Genomic DNA, 22,990 nt, shown 5'->3' with positions numbered 1-22,990 from the left:
TTGTCTTATTATACCACTTTTACTTCAATCATCGTTATTTTAACATGGTATTTGATTAGAATTTCTTATAAATGACAACAGTGCCATAAAGTATAGCATTTTTAGGCCTTTTTTTCAAATAGAGACGCCCCGCAACATAGAGAAAAATAATCTGACCATCTTGTTCCCCTATAATGGCTTTTTGACGATCTTTCTCTGAAATTTTATTGTCTATGAACAATCGTCTTATTTTTTTGTGGTGAGTACCCAAGTCAATCCTATCACCTTCATGTCTATGACGAATCACTATCGGCGCATCAGACCAAATATTAATAGTATCCACATTAGAAACGACATGTGGTTCAGAAAAAGTCAATATGTATTCCTCAAACACAATAGATTTTCCAAATTCTAGGAGGCTTGGAGAAGATAGGCTGATGGGCTCTTCTTTGGTTATTAAGAAATCCGTCTGTGTTTTGACTAACACGTAACCATTTTTTAGTGGCATCTTTCCTGAAGTTTTTTTTCTTAGGAAACTCATCAATTGATTGAACTGACCTTTTGAAAGCTGTAAATCAGGAAAGGATTCTAAATAACTCTGAATAAGAAGGTGTTGGACAGCATCTGTCTGTTGTTGAAAAACAGACAAATCGGTTATAGTAATATCCTTCGTTAACTCCTCTAATGCTTTCTCCATAAGGGCAATCTCATCTGCTAGAAGACAAAGATGCTCCTTAAATTTAGGATTTTCCTGAGATAGAGTAGGGAGGTAGGTCAGTCTAATGCGATTTCGGAGATAGGCTAAAGAAGAATTACTCCTATCTTCAAAATGAAAGGTTACGGGAAGTTGATCTTTCGGAATATGCAAAAAGGGACGAATAATCTGACCAGTGCCAAATGATCTTACATCACAAATCCCACTCAGATGTCTTAAACGACTTCCTCTCAACAATCTCATAAAAATTGTCTCAGCCTGATCATCAGCATGATGGGCTGTAACAAGAGCAGAGTAGTCAGCTTCTTTCATAATTCGCTTAAAAAAATCATAGCGAAAAGTACGGGCGGCATTTTCTGAAAACTTTCCTGAGAATGCGCTGTAGTGAAAAGGTACCTTATGTTCCTTTGCCCAATGACGTAAATAATTTTCTTCGTACTCCGACTCTTGCCGTTGCTTATGGTTAACGTGAGCAATGCCCAGCTGAATATCCAAATCTTTTTGATGGTTATACAAAAAGTGCAGCAAACTCATCGAGTCTGCTCCACCTGATACTGCTACTAAAACTTTCTTGTGCTGGTTAAAATAACCTTTTGCTTGCATCATTTGCAACAATTTTTCTGTCATTATTTTAAAATTCCATAAACATCATCTGCAATTGAGGTGATTTTGTCATAGCCTTCTTTATCTGTAAAAATCGAAAGAATAAAGGGAGAATCTGTATAGACAATAGCGACATCATGTTTAAAATCGTAGGCATCCCCTATTTTATGTGCAACAGGGACATCAATATTTTTTGAAATACGTTCGCCATCATAGTCTGTACTTGAAAGATAATTAATAATATCCCCATTTTGCCTATAAATAGCCTCCATCAAAGTACCTGCTGCTCTAGCAGTCAACTCTTTTTTATCCATATTCCATGAGGTTGCTGACGCCTTATCTACTGATTTTTGGAAAGAATTATCATACTGATTAGCTACATAATAACCTAAGATATTTGTCGCTACATTATCTGAATTTTGGGCTACAGCCTTTAACAAGTTTTCCAAGCTATAATTCTTATCATCAGTCATCTTACTAATCTTTCCTGAGCCATCTGGATCATAAGCACCTGGAAAACCATTCACAGTAGAGGTATATTGATACTCATTGGATAATGATAATTTCTTTTGAGACAGACGTTCCTGTGCATAATAGAGTACACCTAACTTGGCTACGCTAGCTGCATACATGCTTTTTTCGTCATTGATAGCTGCTACGCGGTCTGTATCAAGCTGCTTGACATAAACTGAGATGTGCTCTTGATTGTTATACTTCTCATTAAGGACCCTCTGGACATCCTCGATGCGATTATCTGTAGTTGACAAGTCAGAAGCATTAATCCAACCCTCTCCATCTGCTAAATAATAAGTTCCAGCATGCGTCTGGGCAGCTCGGCTAACCTTTATCGGTTTGAAACTAGCGAGTTTAGAGTCAGCTTTTTCAGTTCCTAAAACGTAGGGGGCTTTGTAAACTGTTAAACCATCTTTAGTCCAGAAGGTCATGTCTACCGGTTTTTGATTATAGACACTATCATCAATAATTAATTTCTGACTAGCGGCTACAAAATCACCATCTTGAAGTTGGAAAACAGGTTCACCTTTAGCATTCCAAAAAATAGCAGAAATCGATAGTTTGGTATCTGCTTTGATACTGGTTTTAAATTCTGTTAATTCCTTGTTCTTATAAGTTAGGATATTTGTTATCGTTCTCGGATTTTTAGGAATCTGTTTAAATTGACTCAAGCTAGCTATAGTATTTTGAGACAAGTTTTGGACCTGTTTTGGAGTCAGAGTTAGCTCTTTCTCCATAGGAAGTAGGAATATAGGGCTAGAAGATACAAGCACAGCAGTTGCAGCTATTAATAGCTTTTTCATGCTTGTTTCTTCACCCCCTCTTTCCTCGGTACATCCGTTTTAAGTTGCTGATTTTTTTCTGATAGTTCCTCTAACTTGGCTTCTGAATAGGTTAAAAAAATTTCTACAGTTTTAAGTAAATCTTTCATTAGGGTAATAAGCTTGGTACAGGATAGATAGACTCTCCTTCACGTGAATAGTAATACTTAGCACGCGCATATTTCTCAGCGAAAGCATCATCCTTAAGTTTCTTAGCCAAATCCTTTCGTTCCTTTGTCTGATCTGACAATTTATCATAGTCTTTCTGTAATGACAAGACTTCCTTCTCTTGCTGTTTAATATTCATATACGTTTCAACTAGATTATAAGTTGGCAAGATAAAGAGTAAAACAACCACAAAGAGAATCCACCCCATAAAGCGATTCCTTTGTTCGTGTTCGGCACGCTCTAAACGATGCTCTTGATTGGCATTATCAATGTAATCGTTAGTAAGTTGTACAATATTAGGCTTCTTGCTCATCCACTTCAATCCTTGTTTCACTTATAATTTCATACATTTTTGCTGCATCTTCTTTTTTCGTACTGTCTTTCATTTCTAGAACACGAACAGTCAAAAGTTTATTTCCAAAACGAACTTCCACTTGATCACCGATTTTCAAATCTGTAGATGACTTAGCGAGTACACCATTTACTTTAATACGCCCTTTATCAGCTACTTCTTTAGCCACTGGACGGCGTTTGATAATTCGTGATACTTTTAAATATTTGTCTAATCTCAATGTTACTGTTTCCTTTCCGTTAGGATACTTCTTCTATAATAGCATTTTTAAAAAAAAAATAGGTGACTAAAGCCTTTTCAAACACAAAAATAAGAGGATCGATACTAGTAGACCCTCTCAGAGAATTATGAAAAAGAAAAGTTTTAGGATGTTTTATAGTATATAGAGACTTACTTAAACTTTCCTTAAGTTTCTTTTTTTTCTTTACGTTTTTTAATTTCCATAAATGTCTGACCAAAAATCTTTAATTCTTCAAGGATTTCATAGTCTTTCTTGTTACGAACATCAAAAATAATCTCTACTTTTCCTTGGTTATCACTAATTCTTGCCTTTAAATTTGTCTTAGAGATGGCTTCAAAATAGTCTTGTGTCAAGAAGAATTTTAGAGAGACTTTTTCGAAACGAACGATGATAGTATCGTTCTTACGCTCGACTAATTCTGCAAAGGCAGCATCTAAATAGGCCTTAACCAGACCAATCTCAATGAGATAGGCAACTTGATCTGGATATTCTCCAAAGCGGTCAATCAACTCATCTTGAAGGTCCTGGTAGTCTTTCTGATTCTCAATTTCACGAATACGCTTATAAATTTCAATTTTTTGGCGCTCGTCAGAAATATAGTCAGAAGGAAGGTAAGCATCAATCTGAAGATTGAACTCTGCATTTCCTTTTCGACGAACCTGAGTCTTACCTTGACGCTTATTGATAGCCTCTTCCAAGAGTTGCGAGTACATTTCAAATCCGACTGAGTCGATGAAACCACTTTGAGAAGCACCAAGAATATTCCCTGCACCGCGAATCGATAAATCACGCATAGCAATTTTGAAACCTGATCCCAGTTCTGTAAATCCCTTAATAGCATCCAAACGCTTCTCTGAGACTTCCGTCAACACTTTGTCAGGACGATACATAAGGTAGGCATAGGCAATTCGATTACTACGTCCCACACGACCTCTTAGCTGATAAAGGGTAGACAAGCCCATATGGTCTGCATTCTCAATGAAAAGTGTATTAACATTGGGGATATCAATGCCTGTCTCGATAATGGTCGTTGCTACCAAAATATCGTAATCACCATTCAAAAAATCTAAGAGAGTATTCTCCAACATAACTTCACTCATCTGACCATGAACAAATCCGATACGTGCTTCAGGGACTAGCTCATGCAGTTCAGAAACTTTTTGATCAATGGTTTCAACACGATTATAAATATAAAAAATCTGGCCACCTCTGTCCATCTCCCTTAATATCGCTTCTCGAATAAGACCAGGATTGGTTTCCATAACATAAGTTTGAACTGGATAACGGTTGGTAGGTGCTGTCTCAATAATCGACAAATCACGAATACCCAACATAGACATATGAAGTGTACGAGGAATAGGGGTCGCAGTTAGAGTAAGGACATCAACTTTAGCTTTCAACTCCTTAAGTTTCTCTTTATGCTTCACGCCAAAACGTTGTTCTTCATCAATTACTAGCAAGCCTAAATCAGAAAACTTAACATCTTTAGACAACAAGCGGTGGGTACCAATAATAATATCAATACGTCCTTTAGCTAGATTTTTAATAGTCTCATTTTGCTCTTTTTTACTTCTAAAACGACTGAGTTCATCTACTTCAACAGCATGATTTTCAAAACGCTCTTTAAAATTTATATAATGCTGATGGGCAAGAACTGTGGTAGGAACTAGGATAGCAACTTGCTTCCCATCATTGACCGCCTTGAAGGCAGCACGCATGGCTACCTCTGTCTTACCAAAACCAACATCACCAACCAAGAGACGATCCATAGGTTTGTCTGACTCCATGTCCGCCTTAATTTCCTTAATGGAACGCAGTTGATCCACTGTCTCAGCATAGGAGAACTCATCTTCAAAATCCCTTTGATTATCATCATCCGGTGAAAAAGTAAATCCTTTCAGTTGACTTCGCTCGGCATAGAGTTTTAAGAGATTATCAGCAATATCCTCTACCTGCTTGCTTACTTTTTGTTTGGTCTTTTGGAAACGCCCATCATTGAGTTTATTAATTTTAGGCTCTTTCCCGTCCACTGACACATACTTAGAGAGACTCTCAATCTGCTCAATAGGTAGAGAAATTGTTGCAGCATCCTGATATTGAATGGTCAAGTAGTCACGGTGTACCCCTTTAATTTCAATAGTCTCAATACCTTTAAATTGTCCTATACCATGAGTCTGGTGTACAACATAATCACCTTTTTCAAGTTCATTATAGTCTTTAAGACGCTCAGCATTAGAAATATGGTTAGCACGCGTACGACGTTTTACTTTTTTATGAAAAATCTCACGTTCAGTAACCAGAACAACCTTTTCATCTGCAAAGTAAAAGCCATTCGATAAGTTTCCTAGGACTAGTTGAGCCTTATGAGGTATCAAATCTCCAAAGCTACTAAGAGGTAAATCTAGATTGTACTCTTCCAAGGTTTCCTTCAAAGAATTAAGTTGCTTATCAGACCCTACTTGTAAAATAACCGTTGCCTTATTCTTAGTATAACGACGAATTTCGTCAATCAGTAATGGAAATTGGTTGAAAAACTCCTGCATAGGGTATTGTGTGAATTGATACAACTTATCAAATTTAAGATTTCCTAATCCGTTATGGAAATTAGAAAAGAAGCTAGCTGGCTGATAGTTACGTAAAGTCTTAAATGAATCCACGAAGTAGTTTAGATGACTCAGAGACTTACCTTGATGAAGATCCTCAGTTAAAAGATTAGCCACTTCCAATTCAAGACGTCCATGGCGGTCCACTATCTTTTGAAAATCATCAATGAATACAGGAGTCCCTTTTGGAAGATAGTCAAATAAGGTATAAGCTTTGTCATAAAAGAGAGACAAAAACTTACGTAAATCTTTATGGCGATGACCATCAATCGTCACTGATAGAACTTCCTCAAGGTAAGCCTTATGAAGACCGTCTGCCTTCGAGACCGCACTTTCTAGGGCCTTCTCAGCACGTTGGTAATCTTCTCTTGTTAAGATAATATCATCCGCCGGTGATATAACAACATGATCTAAATTGTTTAAAGATTTCTGACTATCGCTATCAAACTGACGAATGCCATCAATCTCATCTCCAAAAAACTCTAATCGGTAGGGAAGCTCTGCAGTCAATTCGTAAATATCTAAAATATCCCCCCTACGACTAAACTCACCAGGTGAAAGAACTTGCTCTACTCTTTGATACCCAATATGCGTTAGATGCCTACTGAGAGCATCTAAATCATGTTCCTTCCCTAGTACTAAGTCGATGCGAGAGTCCTTATAAACCCTAGGATTAGGCAAATGTAACTTCGTACCAACTAAACTTGTAACCAAGACCCCACTTGCCTCTTCATCCATTAAAAAGTTAAGACTTTCAAGACGAGAATGAGTTTTTTCTGGTGAAGCAAAGATAAATTCAGCAGCTGATACATCATCCGCAAAAAAAGAATAAACCTTATCCTCTCCTAAGATAGCTGACAAATCTCCTACTAATTGCTCAGCTTCATTTTGTGTTGAGGTAACTATAAAAATCTTAGGAACCTGATTAGAAAGGGCAGATGCCATGGCAACTGCCTTGCTCGAACCAGAAAATCCCATGACCAATTGCCTACTCAATAAGCTTACCTTATCACGCCACTCAAGCAATTGATGATTCTTCTCAAAAAGCTCTAAGATCGTATTAGCCATTATACCGCCTCATGGTGTCTTCAAAATCATTTGTTTTTAAGTAGTGATGGAGGGCTGTCTCTACCTTGTCTAAAGTAAGTAAAATCATGGCATAATCGTCTTCACTAAATTTTCCAAGAACATGGTTAACAACCGTCATTCCTTTCTGTGGCCGACCAATGCCAATTTTTATACGATCAAATTCTTGAGTTCCAGTTTCAGCAATGATAGATTTAATACCATTATGACCACCTGCTGATCCCTTTTGACGAAAGCGCAATTTCCCAACTTCCATATCTAAATCATCGTAAATGACGATAAAATCCTCCATGGGAATATTGTAATAAGCTAGCAGTGCTCTCACAGCTAGACCAGATAGATTCATAAAAGTTGTTGGTTTAACAAAATAAACTTTCTCACCGTTTAAAAAGGTTGAAGCTACTTCAGCCTTAAAAGTCTTTTCCTCAGAAAAGGTTAATCCTAATTCTTTAGCCATTAGGTCTATAGCCATAAAACCAACATTGTGTCGTGTTTCATGGTATTTTGAACCAGGGTTTCCCAATCCAACTACTAATTTTGTCATCATTTCTCCTCTTTGATAAACAGCAAAAGGACTGAAAAATACTTTTCAGCCTTGTGCACTATTTTTTATTTTCTAAACGTTGAAACGGAATTCCATGATGTCACCATCTTGGACAACATACTCTTTTCCTTCTTCACGAAGGCGTCCAGCTTCTTTAACAGCTTTCTCAGAGCCATATTTAATCAAATCGTCATACGACATTGTTACAGCGCGGATAAAACCTTTCTCGAAGTCAGAGTGGATAATTCCAGCTGCTTGTGGAGCCTTGATCCCTCGTTTAAAGGTCCAAGCGCGGACCTCTTTTTCACCGGCAGTGAAATAAGTTCCAAGACCAAGCAAATGATATGCTGCGCGTGTTAGTTTATCGACTCCTGACTCTGTCAAACCAAGGTCTTCCAAGAACATCTCCTTATCTTCATCATCCAACTCAGAAATTTCTTCCTCAACACGAGCCGAAATAACAACTACTTCTGCATTTTCAGTCGCTGCAAACTCACGAATTTGCTTCACATAATCAATATCATCAGGATTTGCGACCTGGTCTTCATCAACGTTAGCCACATAAAGCACTGGTTTTGTTGTCAAGAGGAAGAGTCCCTTAACAATTTTTTGTTCTTCCTCAGTAAAATCAATTGTACGGGCAGACTTACCATCTTCTAGAACGGGTTTAATCTTTTGAAGAATATTAAACTCTGCCACAGAATCTTTATCTTTTTGAGTACGAGCGATCTTTTCGACACGCGCATAACGTTTGTTAATTGACTCAAGGTCAGCCAAAATCAATTCTAGGTTGATTGTATCGATATCAGCCATCGGATCCACAAAGTCATCCTCGCGCCCTTGTTCACGCATAACATTTTCATCATCGAAGGCACGAACGACATGGATAATCGCATCCACTTCACGAATATTGGCCAAGAACTTATTTCCAAGCCCTTCACCCTTTGATGCCCCTTTTACGATACCCGCAATATCTGTGAACTCAAATGTAGTTGGCACTGTCTTTTTAGGGGTGATAAGTTCAGTCAATTTTGTCAAACGCTCATCTGGTACTTCGACCATACCAACATTTGGATCTATTGTTGCGAAAGGATAGTTAGCAGCTTCCGCACCTGCTTTTGTAATTGCATTGAAAAGAGTTGATTTACCAACGTTCGGCAAACCAACGATACCTGCTGTTAAAGCCATTTATTTATTTCTCCATTAAAAAGTAATTTAGTTAATTATAACACAAAAATTGTTAAAAATAGGCAACTTCCCTTTTGAGAATCAGAAAAAGAGAAGTAAGGAAAAATGCTATAAGGAAGACGATTAGGGGACCTTGGATACTTTTTATTTTGCCAAAGTGCTATAGCTTTTAATATAAGAATCTAGTAGGTAAGTGACGTCCGTAATAGCTGTTATAAAACCTTTTTAAGCTTCTTTTCAAAATCATGACGACTCATCATGACCACATGATTACAATTTGTACAACGAATTTTTATGTCAGCTCCAAGACGAGTCACTTCCCACTCGTTAGCTTTTTTTCCTGTTGCTTTGATAGTACAAGCATGGGGTTTCTTCATTTCAACTAAACTTCCAATTTGGTACATAAACTTCCTCCTTAGTAAAAAAGTTATCCACAGTGGATAACTTTTCGATTTTAGTTTGTTCTTACAGGTGTAATTAATTGAATAAAGTTTTCACTGTCATCTGCTGGTGTCAAAGTGAATGGGCGTACTGGAGAAATGAAACGAACACGAACTGACTCACTTTTTAGTGCTTTCAAAGCGTCTATCAAGTAAGTGGGATTAAAACTAATAATCAAATCACTTCCTGAAACGTCTAGCACATCAATATCTTCATTCACCTTTCCGACTTCAGGTGAATTAACATGAGCACTAACATTACCATTGATGATTTCGAGTTTCACCGTGCCACTTTGACTTGCATTTGAAATCAAATAGGAACGTTCCATAGCAGAACGAAGGGTAGATGTTTCAAACACAACCTCTGTTTCAAATGAATCTGACAAGAGACGATTAGTATCTGGATAATTTCCTTCTAGTAAACGTGTGTAAAAAGAGATTGTCTCACTACGGAATAGAATTTGATTTGCAGAGAAGAAAATTTCCAAATTTTCAATACCATCACTAAAGACTGCTGATAACTCTTTAAGTGATCGGCTTGGGATTACTACATCAAAGTTATCTGCAGAATGTTCCAAAACAAGTTGACGTTGGCTCATACGATGAGAATCAGTGGCAACAGCTTTAAGATCTTTGTGATTTGAAAGAACAAAGTGAACTCCAGTTAAAATTGGACGACTTTCTTGCGTGCTTGCTGCAAATGACGTTTCAGCAATGATAGATTTTAACATTTTAGTGTCCATAATTAGTGGTGTCAAGCTGTCAACTTCTTGAATACGAGGATATTGCTCAGCATCCTTTCCTTTTAGAGTAATCTCTGATTTAGCACTCTTTAGTAATACTTGGTATTGTTCTATTTCTTCAAATGTAAGAGTAACATCAGGTAAGCTTGAAACAACGTTGATGAAAAAATTCGCTTCTAAAAGGATACTACCTGGTTGTGTAATTAATAAACCTGCATTTTCTTCTGAAGCAGAGATGCTATTCTCTATCGAGATTTGTCCATTTGAGCCAGTTAAATAGATACCATCACTAGTAACTTCGATTTTTATAGTTGATAGAATGGGAATAGCATTTTTTGAAGAAATAGCACGTCGAGTTGTATGAAGGGCTTGTAGGAAATAAGCTTTATTAATAGCAAATTGAATCATGTTGCTCCTTTATTTTATTAGTATTATATTAGTAGTAGTAGTAGGTCTTGTGGATATTGTGCATAAATATCTAAATCACAGTTTTATCAAGATTTTAAACTTGTGCACATCTTGTGGAAAACTGTGTATAAGTTTTCCACAAGTGTTATTTTATCTTGTTTTTAATGGTATCAATTTCAATGCGTAAACTGTCATCTTGAGTAAGCATATTTTTGATTTTATTGTAAGCATGTAGAACAGTTGAGTGATCTCTTCCTCCAAATTCTTTTCCAATTTTTGGAAGGGAGTTATCAGTCATTTCACGCGCAAGATACATGGCAACCTGACGCGCTAAGACAATATTCTGTGTTCGTTTAGTTGCCTTAATCTCTTTAACCGTGACATTATAAAATTTTCCAACCTCACTTTGGATGTCTTCAATCGGAATGAGAGTTAACTTAGGGCCATCTATTTTACGTGCACGAATAGCTTCGGCAGCTACTTCAACTGTGATCGTATCTAACTGGCGGACATTTGCAACTAAGCTAATATCTTTCAAAGCTCCCTCTAAGTCGCGGACATTTGAGTCAAATTGGCCAGCTAAATACTCAATTGTTTCAGGTGGAAAATGGTAATCATAGTCCATAATCTTATTGGTAAGAATAGCAACTCGGGTTTCAAAGTCAGGCGGTGTAATATTTACAGTCAAGCCCCATTTGAAGCGCGTGACAAGACGCTCTTCCATCTCATTCAATTGATCTGGATTTCGGTCGCTAGTCAAGACAATTTGTTTATTATTATCGTGAAGGACATTGAAAGTATTGAAAAATTCCTCTTGAGTGGCTTGCGTAGACTTTTTAGCCAACGATTGTATATCATCAATTAAAAGCACGTCTAGATGGCGGTATTTTAGCTTTAGTTCATCCATTTTATCTAAACGGATATGTAAAACAAACTCATTAATAAAATTTTCGGCAGTTATGTATTTGATTCGTGCTTGGGGATTATCATGTAAGACCTTATTACCAATGGCATTGAGCAAGTGAGTTTTTCCTAGACCAGGTCCCCCATAAATGAATAAAGGGTTATAAGTTGCTCCTGGTGAATCAGCTACAGCTAGAGATGCTGCTACAGACCAGCGGTTTTCATCTCCTTGAATAAAATTATCAAAGGTATACTTACTATTTAAGTCCGAGTTCAAAGTGGGAAGATCAGGTGTTTGTTGTTCCCTTTTATTGCTGAAGTCATTGTTTGCTAAAGTTGGTTTTGTTTCGCTAACGAGAGCCTCGTCAAAGACATATTCAACTTTTATCTCACTATTGTAGACTTCAAAACCAGTCATCAAAATGAAAGATTGCATGTTCTTTTCCCAGAATAGTTTCTTGACTTCTTCAAGCAGAATTGTAGCAACGTTATCTTGAATTTTGATGAGCTTGGTATCTAGGACATAATAATCAAAAGTGGCTTGTGTTAGTTCTTCTTTGGCCAGCTCTAAGAGCTTATTCCAAAAAAAATGCTCTTTTTCGGTCATTTTATCAATTCTCCATCTTTATTCTTGTCCTCTGATTCTATCATAAAATGAAAAAGTTTTCCACAGGTCAGAAAGAGAAAAATTTTGAGGTTATCCACAACCATAAAAAAAGTTATTCACACTGTGAATAAAAGTTATCCACAGCCTGTTGGTAATAAAGAAACCCTTTAAAATAAAGGGTAGACACTATTTTTACGATGTGGATAAGTCTGATTTTCCTTTTTCTACAATTAACAGCTTAGATAAGCTTGTTGATAATTCTGTTAAAATCTTCTTCTATCGAAAAGTGTATTTGAATCGTTCCTGAGTGATTTTTGTGATAACGTAGAGTTATAGGGAGACCTAGTGATCTTTCAAGTTCTTTTTCTTTATCTTTTACATGGGTATCTTTTTTAGATTTTTGTTTTCTAGGAAGTTCCTGAAGTTTTTTTTCTAGAGTACGAACAGACCATCTTTCAGCCACAACCTGCTGAAAGATGGTTAACTGCTTTCGAGAATCCTCAATAGCTAAGAGTGCTCTAGCATGTCCCTGACTCAGACTTCCGTTTTCAATACTCGTTTGTATCTCTCGCGGAAGTTGTAGTAGTCTAAGAACGTTACTAATATATGGTCTAGATTTTCCCATAGCTTTAGCGAGCTCCTCGTGACTATAAGTTAACTCATCAATTAAATTACGATAGGCCTTTGCTTCTTCAATAGGATTGAGATTTGATCGTTGTAGATTTTCAATAATAGCTTGTTTACGACTCTCTTGATCTGTAACTTCCTTTACAACTGCAGGGATTTCTGTCATCCCTAAACGTTTACAGGCTCGTAAACGTCTTTCTCCAGCAATTAGTTCATAACCAATAATGTCAGATTTTCGTACAATAATTGGCTGTATTAAACCATTTTCTGATATTGATTGACTTAGTTCTACTAACTCTTCATCGGAGAATTTTAGACGAGGTTGAAAAGGATTGGGGTAAATTTCACTAATAGATAAAGTTTTGAGTTGTTCTGACATGGTATTCCTTTCCCAAAAAAGACCTTTACATTATTGTAAAGGTCTTTTGACAGATTTGTCAATAATTAATCAGATATGTCTTCTGTAGATTTTGTTAATTTAAGATCTACAGTTTTCTTATCTTTACCACGATAGAAGGTTACCTTGATAGTATCTCCGATACTATGGCTGTAAAGATTGGTTTGAATATCAGTTTTTGAGCTAATCTTCTTACCATCAATCTCAGTGATAACATCATATTCTTGAAGTTTACCGTCAGCTGGCATACCTTTCTGAACACTACCGACAACAACACCGGATTTGACCTCATCTGGTAAATCTAATTTAGAAGTTGCGCTGCTAGAAAGGCTATTAAGATCTGCTATTGAGATCCCTAGTGCTGGTCGTGTAACTTTACCATCTTTTTCTAATTGATTGATGATTTCAACAACATCGTTTGATGGAATGGCAAACCCCATACCTTCAACAGCACTACCAGCGACTGCAGACGTTGATGAAATTTTACTTGAGTTAATACCGATAACTTGTCCTTCAATATTGACTAGGGCACCACCAGAGTTACCAGGGTTAATGGCTGCATCTGTTTGGATAGCGTTTGTTGATACAGTTTCACCATTATCGTTTTGCATCGTTATAGTACGGCTAAGACTAGAAACGATTCCTTCTGTTACTGAGTTGGCGTATTCGGTACCAAGTGGGCTACCGATAGCAATTGCTTTTTCACCAACAGTAAGGGAGTTTGAGTCTGCAAATTCTGCAACAGTTGTTATTTTATCTGAAGATACTTTGACAACTGCTAGGTCAGAGTAAGTGTCTTTACCAACAAGTTCACCAGTAATTTTCGAACCATCCGAAAGCATGATTTCAAGTTTTTTAGCCCCATCGACAACGTGGTTATTGGTTACGATGTAGGCTTCTTTGCCATCTTTTTTATAGATGACTCCAGAACCTTCACCAGCGACCTGCAGACCATCTGAATCTTTTGAATTTTCTTGGCTAGAATCAGAACTGTCCCCTCCGCCAAAGATACGGCCATAAAGGTCATTTAGAGAATCTGAAGATGAACCTTCTTGATAATTGATGACAGAAACAACGGCATTTTGTGCTTTCTTAACAGCCTTAGTTGTATCTGTTATATTGGTGTAGACGGTCTTAGCCGTTTTTACTCCAGTATCTGTTGTATTGGTAAAAGATACCCCGGCTGCTGTTAGTAGGATAAAGGCACCAAGTAAACCCCCTAGTAAGCCAATAACTAGCATTGCAATTGGCGCGACTATTTTTTTCCAGTTAAATTTTTTCATGTTTAGTCCTCCTTCTTGATAAACATATCAAGGTAAGCTTAATTATATCATAAAGTGATTTAAAAAACAGTTATCAACAGTCTGTGGATAAGTAAAAAAATTGTAGATGATAGGCTATTATAGATGGAATAAATAGGGGTTAATAAATATGAAAAGCTGTGGATAAGGTGTTAAAAGATTGTGGATATGTGCTATAATGAACCTATGAAAGTTAAATTGATTACTGTTGGAAAATTGAAAGAAAAATATTTGAAAGATGGCATTGCAGAGTATATCAAACGACTAGGACGCTTCACAAAATTTGAGTCTATAGAGTTGACGGATGAGAAGACGCCTGATAATGCAAGCGAAGCTGAAAATAAAGCTACCCTAGACAAAGAAGGACAGCGTATTTTGGCTAAGGTTGGTGACCGTGATTACGTCATTGCCTTAGCAATTGAGGGAAAGCAATTTCCCTCAGAACAGTTTGCCAAAGAGTTAGAGCAAGCGACCCTTAGAGGCTATTCAGATATTACTTTTATTATAGGGGGGAGTTTGGGGCTATCCCCTAAAGTGAAAAAGAGGGCTAATCAATTGATGAGTTTTGGTCTTTTGACTTTTCCTCATCAGCTTATGCGCCTTGTATTAGTGGAACAAATTTATCGTGCATTCATGATTCAGCAAGGAAGTCCATATCATAAGTAGAAAAAGGAAATCGACATGTTCAAAATGAAAAAACGCTCCTATCGTGTTTTTGAAGGTTTACGAGTAGCAACTTTAGTTAGTTATATAGGGGGATTTATTGATGCCTATACTTACAATACTCAAGACGAACGATTCGCAAGTATTCAGACAGGGAATCTTCTCTATTTAGTCATTCACCTTGTTGAAGGGAATATTGCAAGAGCTTTTAGCTATGCAATACCTATTTTTTTCTTTATTTTAGGTCAGTTTTTTGTTTTTTTTGTTAAGAAGTGGCTTATCAACCATAAATGGAGATGGCATTTACAAGCAATTAGGCTTGCCTTACTATTGATGACTATTCTTGCAACTGTCACACCTTATGTTGATTCCATTATTACTATTGCAGGCTTGGCATTCTTTGCCTCTCTCCAAGTAGGTATTTTTAAGCGGGTCAGAGGAGTAAATTATGCCTCCTTCATGATGACTGGTAATATCACTAATACTTCCCTAACAGTTGCAAGAGCTATTGATGAGAGTGATCCTAAAGTACTAAAACAAGCTTCTTACACTATTATTATCATCTTTACCTTTATGGTGGGAGTCGCAGCATCAACTTGGTTTGCCCAATATTTACATGAGTACAGTCTATACACAACTTTGCTCCCTTTGTTTATTTTAAATTATTTTCTATTTATCGAAGCAAAAGAAAAACGCAACTAGAGATTCTAGATTGCGTTTTTTCATCTGATCCCAGCAGGATTCGAACCTGCGACCGTTCGCTTAGAAGGCGAATGCTCTATCCAGCTGAGCTATGGGACCAATAACTCTATTAGTTTACAAAATATATAGCAACATGTCAATACTTTGTAAAAAGCTAGATAAAAACTAACGTAAAATTCGAACAAATTCAGCAAAATTTAATTTTATTTTTTTGAAAAAAGTATAGACAAAATCGAATATTCTGATATAATAATAAGAGTATTAGCGAGATAAAAATCTCAAAACTTGGTCCGTTGGTCAAGGGGTTAAGACACCGCCTTTTCACGGCGGTAACACGGGTTCGAATCCCGTACGGACTATTTTTGCTACTTAGCAGTTTTATCCGCCATAGCTCAGTTGGTAGTAGCGCATGACTGTTAATCATGATGTCGTAGGTTCGAGTCCTACTGGCGGAGTGATAAGACACCTCAAGTTGTATAGCTTGAGTTTTTTTGTACCCTAAACCTAAAAGGTCTAGAACATTCGTTCTAGACCTTTTAGGTTTTTATTTAGGGCGAGTAGCTTTTTGAGTAATTTTTATTTTACCGATGAAGTAAGCATAGCAACAAAATATTCCAAATGCCAAGCAACTAATAATCAAGCCAATCTTAAGGCCATAGGGAATAAAGGTAAGCACAACTTTTCCTTTACCACTAGGGACATCAACCTTCATGAACCCCTTTTGAGCTCGATGAATTTTAACTTTTCTATTATTTACTGTTGCTGTCCACCCCTTGTCGTATGGAATGGTGAAAAATAATGAAGCATTTGTGTGGCTACTATAATCAGTAAATACTTTATTTTTTGATGTAGTAACCTTGGTATCACGTTCATTAATAGTATTCATAGCAATCTTGTAGTTTTGAGTATCAAGGGCATAAAAACTAGGATTATCAAAGGATATTGCTTTATTTCCGGGAAAATTAAGATTGATGGTAATTGCTTCTTCTGTTTCAAAGTAGCCAAGATCGAAGAAATCAAAAGTATTGTCAGTAACTTGATTCCTTGTCACCCCATTTACAGTAATTGACAAAGAGTGATTATTGTCATCGGACCAAGAAATGTTAGGAATACTAACGTAGAGTTGACTATGTGGCGGAGCAATGACTTGATAAGTGATAGTAGCAAAATCGTTATTCGAGTTGCTAACATTTTTAGCCACGCGCTGATTCAAAGATTTAGCATCATTATCAGAAAGTTGGGATGGAACTCTTCTAAAGTATGTTAAGTTAAGTCCAGCTAGAGCATTTATTAAGCTAGTTTGATTGTCAAGTGTATTGACAGTAAAGTCAACATTAGTGTAAATCCCATTAGTTAAGATAGCGAGCTGGCTAGCATAATCATTTTGATAAAGTCTTACTGTCTTTTCAGAAGCTATGTAATTAAAACCATACTTATTCAGGTCAAAGTTCGATAAATTATATTTTATTCCGAAGAGACTATCAGCAATAAGTGTATTATTTTGGTAACGTAGGTTTAAATTAGTCCCTTCAGATTTGAACCCCAACCTGTCTAGTGTTGAGCTTGAAGCAGTATTTCGAATGGATGAAAATTGAGAAATACCATTATAATTGAATTTCATACTGTCGTTACCAGTTTGAGCCTCAAGCCTCTCCGTACGGTAAAAATTCTTATTAGTCTGCTTCGTATCTGAAACCAATTTTGAAATTGCCGACATATTCCGTAGGTATCCTTCACGAGTTGGAAAAATCCACTCATTTCCAAGAGCTCCAACAACATAGTAAGTATTTAGTCCAAGCTCAAAAATGCAGAATAAGAAGGTGAAACAGCGAAAAACACTCCTAGGAATCTGCTGTCTAAAATAGCTAATAAATAGAATGGCATAGGCTAATAGAAATGCTAGGCTTAATAGCCAGGAAACTGGTTCAATGAAACTATAGTGAGACTGAAAAATCCAAGTTAGTAAGTAAGCGACACTCAATCCTACGAAAGGTAGGAGCAGCCTTTGTAGAGAAAACTTTTCAATTCGGTTGAGAGTTTCTCCTGCCAAAAGAACAATTAAGAGAGAAAGAAGCCAAGAATAGCGATGGAGAAACATGTTAGGTGCATGCATACCTTGCCAAAACAAATCAAGAGGTTGTAAGTTGAAACTAGCAATAAAGAAAGCTAATAACAAGAAGTAGCCTAAACGTAGTGATAGCTTGATTTCCTTACTAATGAAGAAAAGTAGAAAAAGAATCAAAGGCAAGAGTCCCACATAAATCATAGGGATTGATCCAAATTTAGTAGTATCGTAAACTCCGACCAGATTTTTGGCAAAGAAATCAAAATAGTATGTGGATTCTGTCAACAAACTTGATGGAGCTGTAAACTTCTCACCATGTGTAGTTAAATCAAGTAATGTTGGGAGTAGCATGATAGTGCTGCTTAGACCAGCTAGTATAGAGACGATTCCAAAGTCTATAAAATGAAGGATTTTACTCTTCCATCCCGTGATAGTTATTAGTTGTATAATAGTGTAAAGGGTTAAAAAGATAGACATCATATATCCAAAATAGTAGTTTTGGATAAAAAGACAGGTCAGACTCAAAAAATATAGCCCGCGTTTATTGAATCTTAGTAAAAGGTGTAACCCTAATATGATTAAAGGTGCTAAAATAAAGACATCTAGCCAAGTATTAATTTCTAACTGACTGGTAGCAAAGCTCATCAAAGAAAATCCTGTAGAAAGACATAAGATGAAACTTCTTGAGACTTTGGTAAAGAGATGCTTAAAACTGAAGGCTCCTGACAGACCAGTAAGTCCGAACTTAAGCAGTGTTATGTAATAAAAAGCATCGGCCATTTGGCTGACGGTAAAGAAATAGTAGAGTGGAGACAAGAAGGAACCTAAGTAATAACTTGTTAGGGCATAGAAATTAAGCCCCAATCCACTTGTAAAGGTGTAAAAGAGGCTCCCATCTCCATGAAGTATATTTCTCAGTTCGGTTGCAAATATCACATACTGATGAAAACCATCACTTGTTAAAATAGTTCTCTCACTACCAGGATAGATTTTTTGGCTGTATAATACACCTATCATGATTAGTACTGGCAAGAAAAAAGCAGCCAGATAGAATAATAAGGTCGTATAGTATTTTTTATTTGTCATAATGATAATAAGACAGGTTGGGATATCCCAACCTGCATCTTTTTATAGTTTAATCAGCCCACAGTGCTTTGACTTTAGCTTGAACTTCTTCATTTTCAAGGAATTCATCATAAGTTTCATCGATACGGTCAATAACACCATTTTTAGAAATAACTACGATGTGGTTCGCTATCGTTTGGATAAATTCGTGGTCATGGCTGGCAAAGATAACAGACTCTTTGAAGTCACGGATGCCATCATTCAGACTTGAGATTGACTCCAAATCCAAGTGATTAGTTGGATCATCTAGAAGGAGAACGTTAGATTTCAGAAGCATGAGTTTAGAAAGCATGACACGGACTTTTTCTCCCCCTGAGAGGACACTAACAGACTTATTGACTTCATCTCCTGAGAAGAGCATACGACCAAGGAATCCACGCAAGAAGGTATCATCGTCTTCCCCTTTTTCAGCGAACTGACGAAGCCATTCAAGGATTGATTCACCAGATGCAAAGTCTTTAGAATTGTCTTTTGGGAGGTAAGAACGGCTAGTTGTAACCCCCCATTTGATTGTACCTTCATAGTCGATATCATCAGCTAGGGCACGAATTAAAGCAGTGGTTTGAATATCGTTTTGACCGATAATAGCTGTCTTATCTCCTGGACGTAGGATGAAACTAATGTTATCAAGAATGGTTTCACCATCCATCTTAACAGTGAGATTTTCAACTGTTAGAAGATCGTTACCGATTTCACGTTCTGCTTTGAATTTGATAAACGGATATTTACGGCTTGATGGAACGATTTCCTCTAGCTCAATTTTATCAAGCATTTTCTTACGAGAAGTCGCTTGTTTAGATTTTGAAGCGTTGGCAGAGAAACGTGCAACGAACTCTTGAAGTTCTTTAATTTTTTCTTCTGCTTTGGCATTACGGTCGGCCTGCAAGCGTGCAGCCAATTCTGAAGATTGTTTCCAAAAGTCGTAGTTACCAACATAGAGTTTGATTTTACCAAAGTCAAGGTCGGCCATATGCGTACAAACCTTGTTCAAGAAGTGACGGTCATGGGATACGACAATTACAGTATTTTCAAAATCAATCAAGAAATCTTCAAGCCAAGAGATTGACTGGATATCAAGACCGTTGGTAGGTTCGTCAAGAAGAAGCACATCAGGTTTACCAAAGAGCGCTTTTGCAAGAAGGACTTTCACCTTATCACCATTAGCTAATTCGCTCATATTTTGATAGTGAAGGTCTTCTGAAATATTTAGATTCTGGAGTAATTGTGAGGCCTCGCTTTCAGCTTCCCAACCACCTAATTCAGCAAACAGACCTTCTAATTCAGCAGCACGAACACCATCCTCATCTGAAAAATCTTCCTTCATGTAGATGGCGTCTTTTTCTTTCATAATATCGTAGAGACGTTCATTTCCCATGATAACCACATCAATGACGCGTTCATCTTCATAGTCAAAGTGGTTCTGACGAAGAACAGAAAGACGCTCATCAGGACCAAGTGAGATATGTCCTGTTGTGGGTTCAATATCACCTGCTAAAATTTTCAAAAAAGTAGATTTACCAGCACCATTAGCACCGATAAGCCCATAAGTATTACCAGGTTTGAAGGCAATGTTAACATCATCAAAAAGTTTACGATCGCTAAAACGAAGCGATACATCTGATACAGTAAGCATATAATATCCTTTATTTTTATTCTTAAATACTATTTTACGAGAAATTAGACTTTATTTCAATTGATTTTATAAGGGATTAATAAAGTCATTTGGAATACTCTTGTAATCTTTTTGAAGGCTAAATCCACGTCCCATAACTGTAGAAGCAGGGATAATGACAATGAAGGCAGTTTCGTCTATTTTTTGGATTTCTTCTTGGACTTTTGGGACCTAATGAGTTGACAAGGTGGTCATAATCATATTTTGAGAATGTCCAGTATGTCCACCAAGAACTGGAATTTTTGTTGCACCGCGATCAGCACCATTAGTGATGTAGTTTAGGATTTGATCACTCTTTTGTGAAATGATTAGGAGATTCCGTGATGAATTGAGTCCTACCAACATTTTGTCAATTGTAAGGGATACGACATAAAGAGATAAAATGGAGTACATAACAGTATCAGGAGAAAAGGCTATGGCACTAATGGCGACAATGATTCCATCAACTATGAGTAGGACCACTCCTAGAGGTAGAGGTGTGTATTTATTAAGAATTTGTGTGATAATCCCTGTTCCCCCAGTTGAGGAATTCCCATAAAAGACTATTCCTAGACCTAATCCTAGTATAATTCCACCAAAAATTGATGCTAACAAAGGTTGTTTGGTAAGCGTAGGTAAACCTTCGGTTAATTTAATAAAAGTCGGGAAAACTAGAGATCCATATAAAGTTTTTAGGAGAACTTCGCGGCCAAGGAAGCACCAACATAAAATTAACAAAGGGATAGTTGTCGCTAAGACAAAGTTAGCATTATTCCAACCGAAAAGAGCATTTAAACTAATGGCTAGCCCTCCGACACCACCTGAAGCAATATTATTTTTAACTAAAAGTGAGTTATAACCAACTGCAGATATAAAAGAACCGATTGTAACTAAAAGTATGTCTATTATTCGACGTTTCATATATTATCTCCTAAATATGATATTCCTATTATCAAGTCTTTTTTAGTATCCGTCAAGTAATGACTATTTTGATTGTTTAGAAGGTTATGTTTCACGTGAAACTAGAAATATAACCTTGACAAAAATGGATAAAACAATGTAGAATAATAGTCATCAGAAGAGTAATTCTTCCTTTCTTTTTTAGAGAGCTGGTGGTAGGTGTAAACCAGAATGAAGGTGGAATGAATGGGCTGAGGAAAATTGACGAGTAACGTGAACACATAAACGTTAGGTTTGGCACCCCTTACCGTGCAACTTCTTTGTTGAGAAGTTTTGAGATGATAGCTTTACAAAGAGTTATCAACTGAGGTGGTACCGCGTATCAAAAGTGATTAACGCCCTCACGCATATTTTTGCGTGGGGATTTTTATATTAGAGAGGTAATTATATGGCGAAACCTATTATTTTGACGGGAGACCGTCCAACAGGAAAACTACATCTTGGACACTATGTAGGTAGTCTAAAGAATCGTGTACTGTTACAAAACGAAGATAAATACAAGATGTTTGTATTTTTAGCTGACCAGCAAGCCCTTACTGATCACGCTAAAGAATCAGAAATTATAAAAGAATCGATTGGGAATGTTGCTTTAGATTATCTTTCTGTAGGTTTGGATCCAGCGAAGTCGACTATTTTTATTCAAAGTCAGATTCCTGAGTTAGCTGAGTTGACTATGTATTACCTGAACCTAGTTTCATTGGCTCGTTTAGAGCGTAATCCAACAGTTAAGACGGAAATTGCTCAAAAAGGCTTCGGAGAATCTATTCCAACAGGATTTCTAGTTTATCCAATTTCTCAGGCAGCTGATATCACGGCATTTAAAGCTAATTATGTTCCTGTGGGGAATGACCAAAAGCCAATGATTGAGCAGACACGTGAAATTGTACGTAGTTTTAATCATACTTACAACTGCGATATTTTGGTTGAACCAGAGGGAATCTACCCTGAAAATGAGGCTGCAGGACGCCTCCCAGGTCTAGATGGTAATGCTAAGATGTCTAAATCCTTGGGTAATGGAATCTTCCTTTCTGATGATGAGGATACTGTTCGTAAAAAAGTTATGAGCATGTATACTGATCCAAATCATATTCGTGTGGAAGATCCAGGCCAAATCGAAGGTAATATGGTTTTCCATTATCTTGATATCTTTGGTCGCGAAGAAGATGCTGTTACAATTGCTGAAATGAAGGAACATTATCAGCGCGGTGGTTTGGGAGATGTGAAAACAAAACGTTATCTTCTAGAAATTTTAGAACGTGAGTTGACTCCAATTCGTGAACGTCGTTTAGAGTATGCCAAGGATATGGGAGAAGTGTTCCGTATGCTTGAAAATGGTAGTCAAGCTGCGCGCGAGGTTGCTGGACAAACATTAGTAGAAGTAAAAGAAGCGATGGGAATTAAATATTTCTAAGAAATAAAAATAGGGGTCCAGATAATCTGGACCCCTATTTTTGTTTGGAAAAAGTTTTTCTTATAATCCTATGCGAAACCTGTTGACAAATCTATTTAGCATGATATGATATTATCAATTAAAAAATAGACAGGGGTTTTTGTACCTCAAAACTTTGAGAAAAGAGGACGATTA

The 22,990-nt window shown here is 36.9% G+C and carries 18 protein-coding genes, 3 tRNA genes, 1 pseudogene and 1 other annotated feature; of the genes and pseudogenes, 5 read left to right on the top strand and 17 right to left on the bottom strand.

What is annotated here, in order from left to right; genetic code table 11:
* Positions 1-55: 55 nt before the first annotated feature.
* The 13 genes from tilS to E3C75_RS01920 form a co-directional block, all read right to left on the bottom strand.
* Entirely contained in the window at positions 56-1,321 is a 1,266-nt protein-coding gene (gene tilS, locus E3C75_RS01980; RefSeq protein ID WP_133264062.1) for a tRNA lysidine(34) synthetase TilS, read from the bottom strand.
* Positions 1,321-2,613 (bottom strand): serine hydrolase, encoded by a 1,293-nt coding sequence (locus E3C75_RS01975; RefSeq protein WP_084828399.1) that lies wholly within the window; start codon positions 2,611-2,613, stop codon positions 1,321-1,323. The genes tilS and E3C75_RS01975 overlap by 1 nt, the downstream gene beginning before the upstream one ends.
* Complete coding sequence (locus E3C75_RS01970; RefSeq protein ID WP_022096586.1) at positions 2,610-2,741, bottom strand: SP_0009 family protein; 132 nt, start codon at positions 2,739-2,741, stop codon at positions 2,610-2,612. The genes E3C75_RS01975 and E3C75_RS01970 overlap by 4 nt, the downstream gene beginning before the upstream one ends.
* Positions 2,741-3,112, bottom strand: coding sequence for an FtsB family cell division protein (locus E3C75_RS01965; protein ID WP_002948595.1), 372 nt, complete (start codon positions 3,110-3,112; stop codon positions 2,741-2,743). Before E3C75_RS01965 ends, E3C75_RS01970 begins: the two co-directional genes overlap by 1 nt.
* On the bottom strand, positions 3,096-3,371 hold the full coding sequence (locus E3C75_RS01960; protein WP_002948594.1) for an RNA-binding S4 domain-containing protein: 276 nt from the start codon (positions 3,369-3,371) through the stop codon (positions 3,096-3,098). Before E3C75_RS01960 ends, E3C75_RS01965 begins: the two co-directional genes overlap by 17 nt.
* A gap of 185 nt (positions 3,372-3,556) precedes the next feature.
* Positions 3,557-7,063, bottom strand: coding sequence for a transcription-repair coupling factor (gene mfd / locus E3C75_RS01955; RefSeq protein WP_111679056.1), 3,507 nt, complete (start codon positions 7,061-7,063; stop codon positions 3,557-3,559).
* Complete coding sequence (pth, locus tag E3C75_RS01950) at positions 7,056-7,625, bottom strand: aminoacyl-tRNA hydrolase (RefSeq protein ID WP_002948591.1); 570 nt, start codon at positions 7,623-7,625, stop codon at positions 7,056-7,058. Before pth ends, mfd begins: the two co-directional genes overlap by 8 nt.
* 72 nt (positions 7,626-7,697) lie before the next feature.
* A complete protein-coding gene (ychF, locus tag E3C75_RS01945) occupies positions 7,698-8,813 on the bottom strand; it encodes a redox-regulated ATPase YchF (RefSeq protein WP_002948588.1) in 1,116 nt (371 codons plus the stop codon).
* 212 nt (positions 8,814-9,025) lie between these two features.
* Positions 9,026-9,217, bottom strand: a complete 192-nt coding sequence (locus tag E3C75_RS01940; RefSeq protein WP_084828396.1) for a DUF951 domain-containing protein — start codon at positions 9,215-9,217, stop codon at positions 9,026-9,028.
* 50 nt (positions 9,218-9,267) lie between these two features.
* Complete coding sequence (gene dnaN, locus E3C75_RS01935; RefSeq protein WP_011226715.1) at positions 9,268-10,404, bottom strand: DNA polymerase III subunit beta; 1,137 nt, start codon at positions 10,402-10,404, stop codon at positions 9,268-9,270.
* A gap of 145 nt (positions 10,405-10,549) precedes the next feature.
* On the bottom strand, positions 10,550-11,914 hold the full coding sequence (gene dnaA / locus E3C75_RS01930) for a chromosomal replication initiator protein DnaA (RefSeq protein WP_084828394.1): 1,365 nt from the start codon (positions 11,912-11,914) through the stop codon (positions 10,550-10,552).
* 238 nt (positions 11,915-12,152) lie between these two features.
* On the bottom strand, positions 12,153-12,920 hold the full coding sequence (locus tag E3C75_RS01925; protein WP_133264061.1) for a ParB/RepB/Spo0J family partition protein: 768 nt from the start codon (positions 12,918-12,920) through the stop codon (positions 12,153-12,155).
* Positions 12,921-12,985: 65 nt separating this feature from the next.
* Positions 12,986-14,221: a S1C family serine protease gene (locus E3C75_RS01920; RefSeq protein ID WP_111679766.1), complete on the bottom strand. Its 1,236-nt coding sequence runs from the start codon at positions 14,219-14,221 to the stop codon at positions 12,986-12,988.
* Positions 14,222-14,425: 204 nt separating this feature from the next.
* Here E3C75_RS01920 and rlmH point away from each other — a divergent pair, with 204 nt between their 5' ends.
* Both rlmH and E3C75_RS01910 read left to right on the top strand, forming a co-directional pair.
* Positions 14,426-14,905: a 23S rRNA (pseudouridine(1915)-N(3))-methyltransferase RlmH gene (gene rlmH / locus E3C75_RS01915; RefSeq protein WP_084829195.1), complete on the top strand. Its 480-nt coding sequence runs from the start codon at positions 14,426-14,428 to the stop codon at positions 14,903-14,905.
* 15 nt (positions 14,906-14,920) lie between these two features.
* Positions 14,921-15,604 carry a YoaK family protein gene (locus tag E3C75_RS01910; protein ID WP_111679765.1) on the top strand — a complete coding sequence of 228 codons (684 nt, stop codon included), beginning with the start codon at positions 14,921-14,923 and terminating at the stop codon, positions 15,602-15,604.
* Positions 15,605-15,629: 25 nt separating this feature from the next.
* Here the strand turns inward: E3C75_RS01910 and E3C75_RS01905 are convergent.
* A tRNA-Arg gene (locus tag E3C75_RS01905) sits at positions 15,630-15,703 on the bottom strand.
* Between the two features lie 188 nt (positions 15,704-15,891).
* Here E3C75_RS01905 and E3C75_RS01900 point away from each other — a divergent pair.
* Both E3C75_RS01900 and E3C75_RS01895 read left to right on the top strand, forming a co-directional pair.
* A tRNA-Glu gene (locus E3C75_RS01900) sits at positions 15,892-15,963 on the top strand.
* A gap of 22 nt (positions 15,964-15,985) precedes the next feature.
* Positions 15,986-16,059, top strand: a tRNA-Asn gene (locus E3C75_RS01895).
* Between the two features lie 89 nt (positions 16,060-16,148).
* On the opposite strand, the gene E3C75_RS01890 is transcribed toward E3C75_RS01895, so the two are convergent.
* The 3 genes and pseudogenes from E3C75_RS01890 to E3C75_RS01880 all read right to left on the bottom strand — a co-directional run bounded on the left by E3C75_RS01890 (position 16,149) and on the right by E3C75_RS01880 (position 21,366).
* A complete protein-coding gene (locus E3C75_RS01890; protein WP_111679764.1) occupies positions 16,149-18,755 on the bottom strand; it encodes a YfhO family protein in 2,607 nt (868 codons plus the stop codon).
* Between the two features lie 49 nt (positions 18,756-18,804).
* Complete coding sequence (locus tag E3C75_RS01885; protein WP_011226709.1) at positions 18,805-20,427, bottom strand: ABC-F family ATP-binding cassette domain-containing protein; 1,623 nt, start codon at positions 20,425-20,427, stop codon at positions 18,805-18,807.
* Positions 20,428-20,493: 66 nt separating this feature from the next.
* Positions 20,494-21,366: pseudogene (locus tag E3C75_RS01880) on the bottom strand (YitT family protein).
* A gap of 143 nt (positions 21,367-21,509) precedes the next feature.
* Positions 21,510-21,751: a binding site (T-box leader), on the top strand.
* Between the two features lie 42 nt (positions 21,752-21,793).
* Between E3C75_RS01880 and trpS the strand changes: the two are divergent.
* Complete coding sequence (trpS, locus tag E3C75_RS01875) at positions 21,794-22,816, top strand: tryptophan--tRNA ligase (RefSeq protein ID WP_002952292.1); 1,023 nt, start codon at positions 21,794-21,796, stop codon at positions 22,814-22,816.
* Positions 22,817-22,990: the final 174 nt, after the last annotated feature.

The sequence above is a fragment of the Streptococcus thermophilus genome (genome assembly GCF_010120595.1).
Lineage (GTDB): Bacteria > Bacillota > Bacilli > Lactobacillales > Streptococcaceae > Streptococcus > Streptococcus thermophilus.
The sequence above is the reverse complement of the archived record's forward strand: the minus strand, read 5'-3'. Positions and strand labels throughout refer to the sequence as shown.

Bases quoted from the DNA above. Each gene is read 5' to 3' on its own strand.
- tilS (WP_133264062.1), bottom strand. From the start codon at position 1,321: ATGACAGAAAAATTGTTGCAAATGATGCAAGCAAAAGGTTATTTTAAC.
- E3C75_RS01975 (WP_084828399.1), bottom strand. From the start codon at position 2,613: ATGAAAAAGCTATTAATAGCTGCAACTGCTGTGCTTGTATCTTCTAGC.
- E3C75_RS01970 (WP_022096586.1), bottom strand. From the start codon at position 2,741: ATGAAAGATTTACTTAAAACTGTAGAAATTTTTTTAACCTATTCAGAA.
- E3C75_RS01965 (WP_002948595.1), bottom strand. From the start codon at position 3,112: ATGAGCAAGAAGCCTAATATTGTACAACTTACTAACGATTACATTGAT.
- mfd (WP_111679056.1), bottom strand. From the start codon at position 7,063: ATGGCTAATACGATCTTAGAGCTTTTTGAGAAGAATCATCAATTGCTT.
- pth (WP_002948591.1), bottom strand. From the start codon at position 7,625: ATGACAAAATTAGTAGTTGGATTGGGAAACCCTGGTTCAAAATACCAT.
- ychF (WP_002948588.1), bottom strand. From the start codon at position 8,813: ATGGCTTTAACAGCAGGTATCGTTGGTTTGCCGAACGTTGGTAAATCA.
- E3C75_RS01940 (WP_084828396.1), bottom strand. From the start codon at position 9,217: ATGTACCAAATTGGAAGTTTAGTTGAAATGAAGAAACCCCATGCTTGT.
- dnaN (WP_011226715.1), bottom strand. From the start codon at position 10,404: ATGATTCAATTTGCTATTAATAAAGCTTATTTCCTACAAGCCCTTCAT.
- dnaA (WP_084828394.1), bottom strand. From the start codon at position 11,914: ATGACCGAAAAAGAGCATTTTTTTTGGAATAAGCTCTTAGAGCTGGCC.
- E3C75_RS01925 (WP_133264061.1), bottom strand. From the start codon at position 12,920: ATGTCAGAACAACTCAAAACTTTATCTATTAGTGAAATTTACCCCAAT.
- E3C75_RS01920 (WP_111679766.1), bottom strand. From the start codon at position 14,221: ATGAAAAAATTTAACTGGAAAAAAATAGTCGCGCCAATTGCAATGCTA.
- rlmH (WP_084829195.1), top strand. From the start codon at position 14,426: ATGAAAGTTAAATTGATTACTGTTGGAAAATTGAAAGAAAAATATTTG.
- E3C75_RS01910 (WP_111679765.1), top strand. From the start codon at position 14,921: ATGTTCAAAATGAAAAAACGCTCCTATCGTGTTTTTGAAGGTTTACGA.
- E3C75_RS01890 (WP_111679764.1), bottom strand. From the start codon at position 18,755: ATGACAAATAAAAAATACTATACGACCTTATTATTCTATCTGGCTGCT.
- E3C75_RS01885 (WP_011226709.1), bottom strand. From the start codon at position 20,427: ATGCTTACTGTATCAGATGTATCGCTTCGTTTTAGCGATCGTAAACTT.
- trpS (WP_002952292.1), top strand. From the start codon at position 21,794: ATGGCGAAACCTATTATTTTGACGGGAGACCGTCCAACAGGAAAACTA.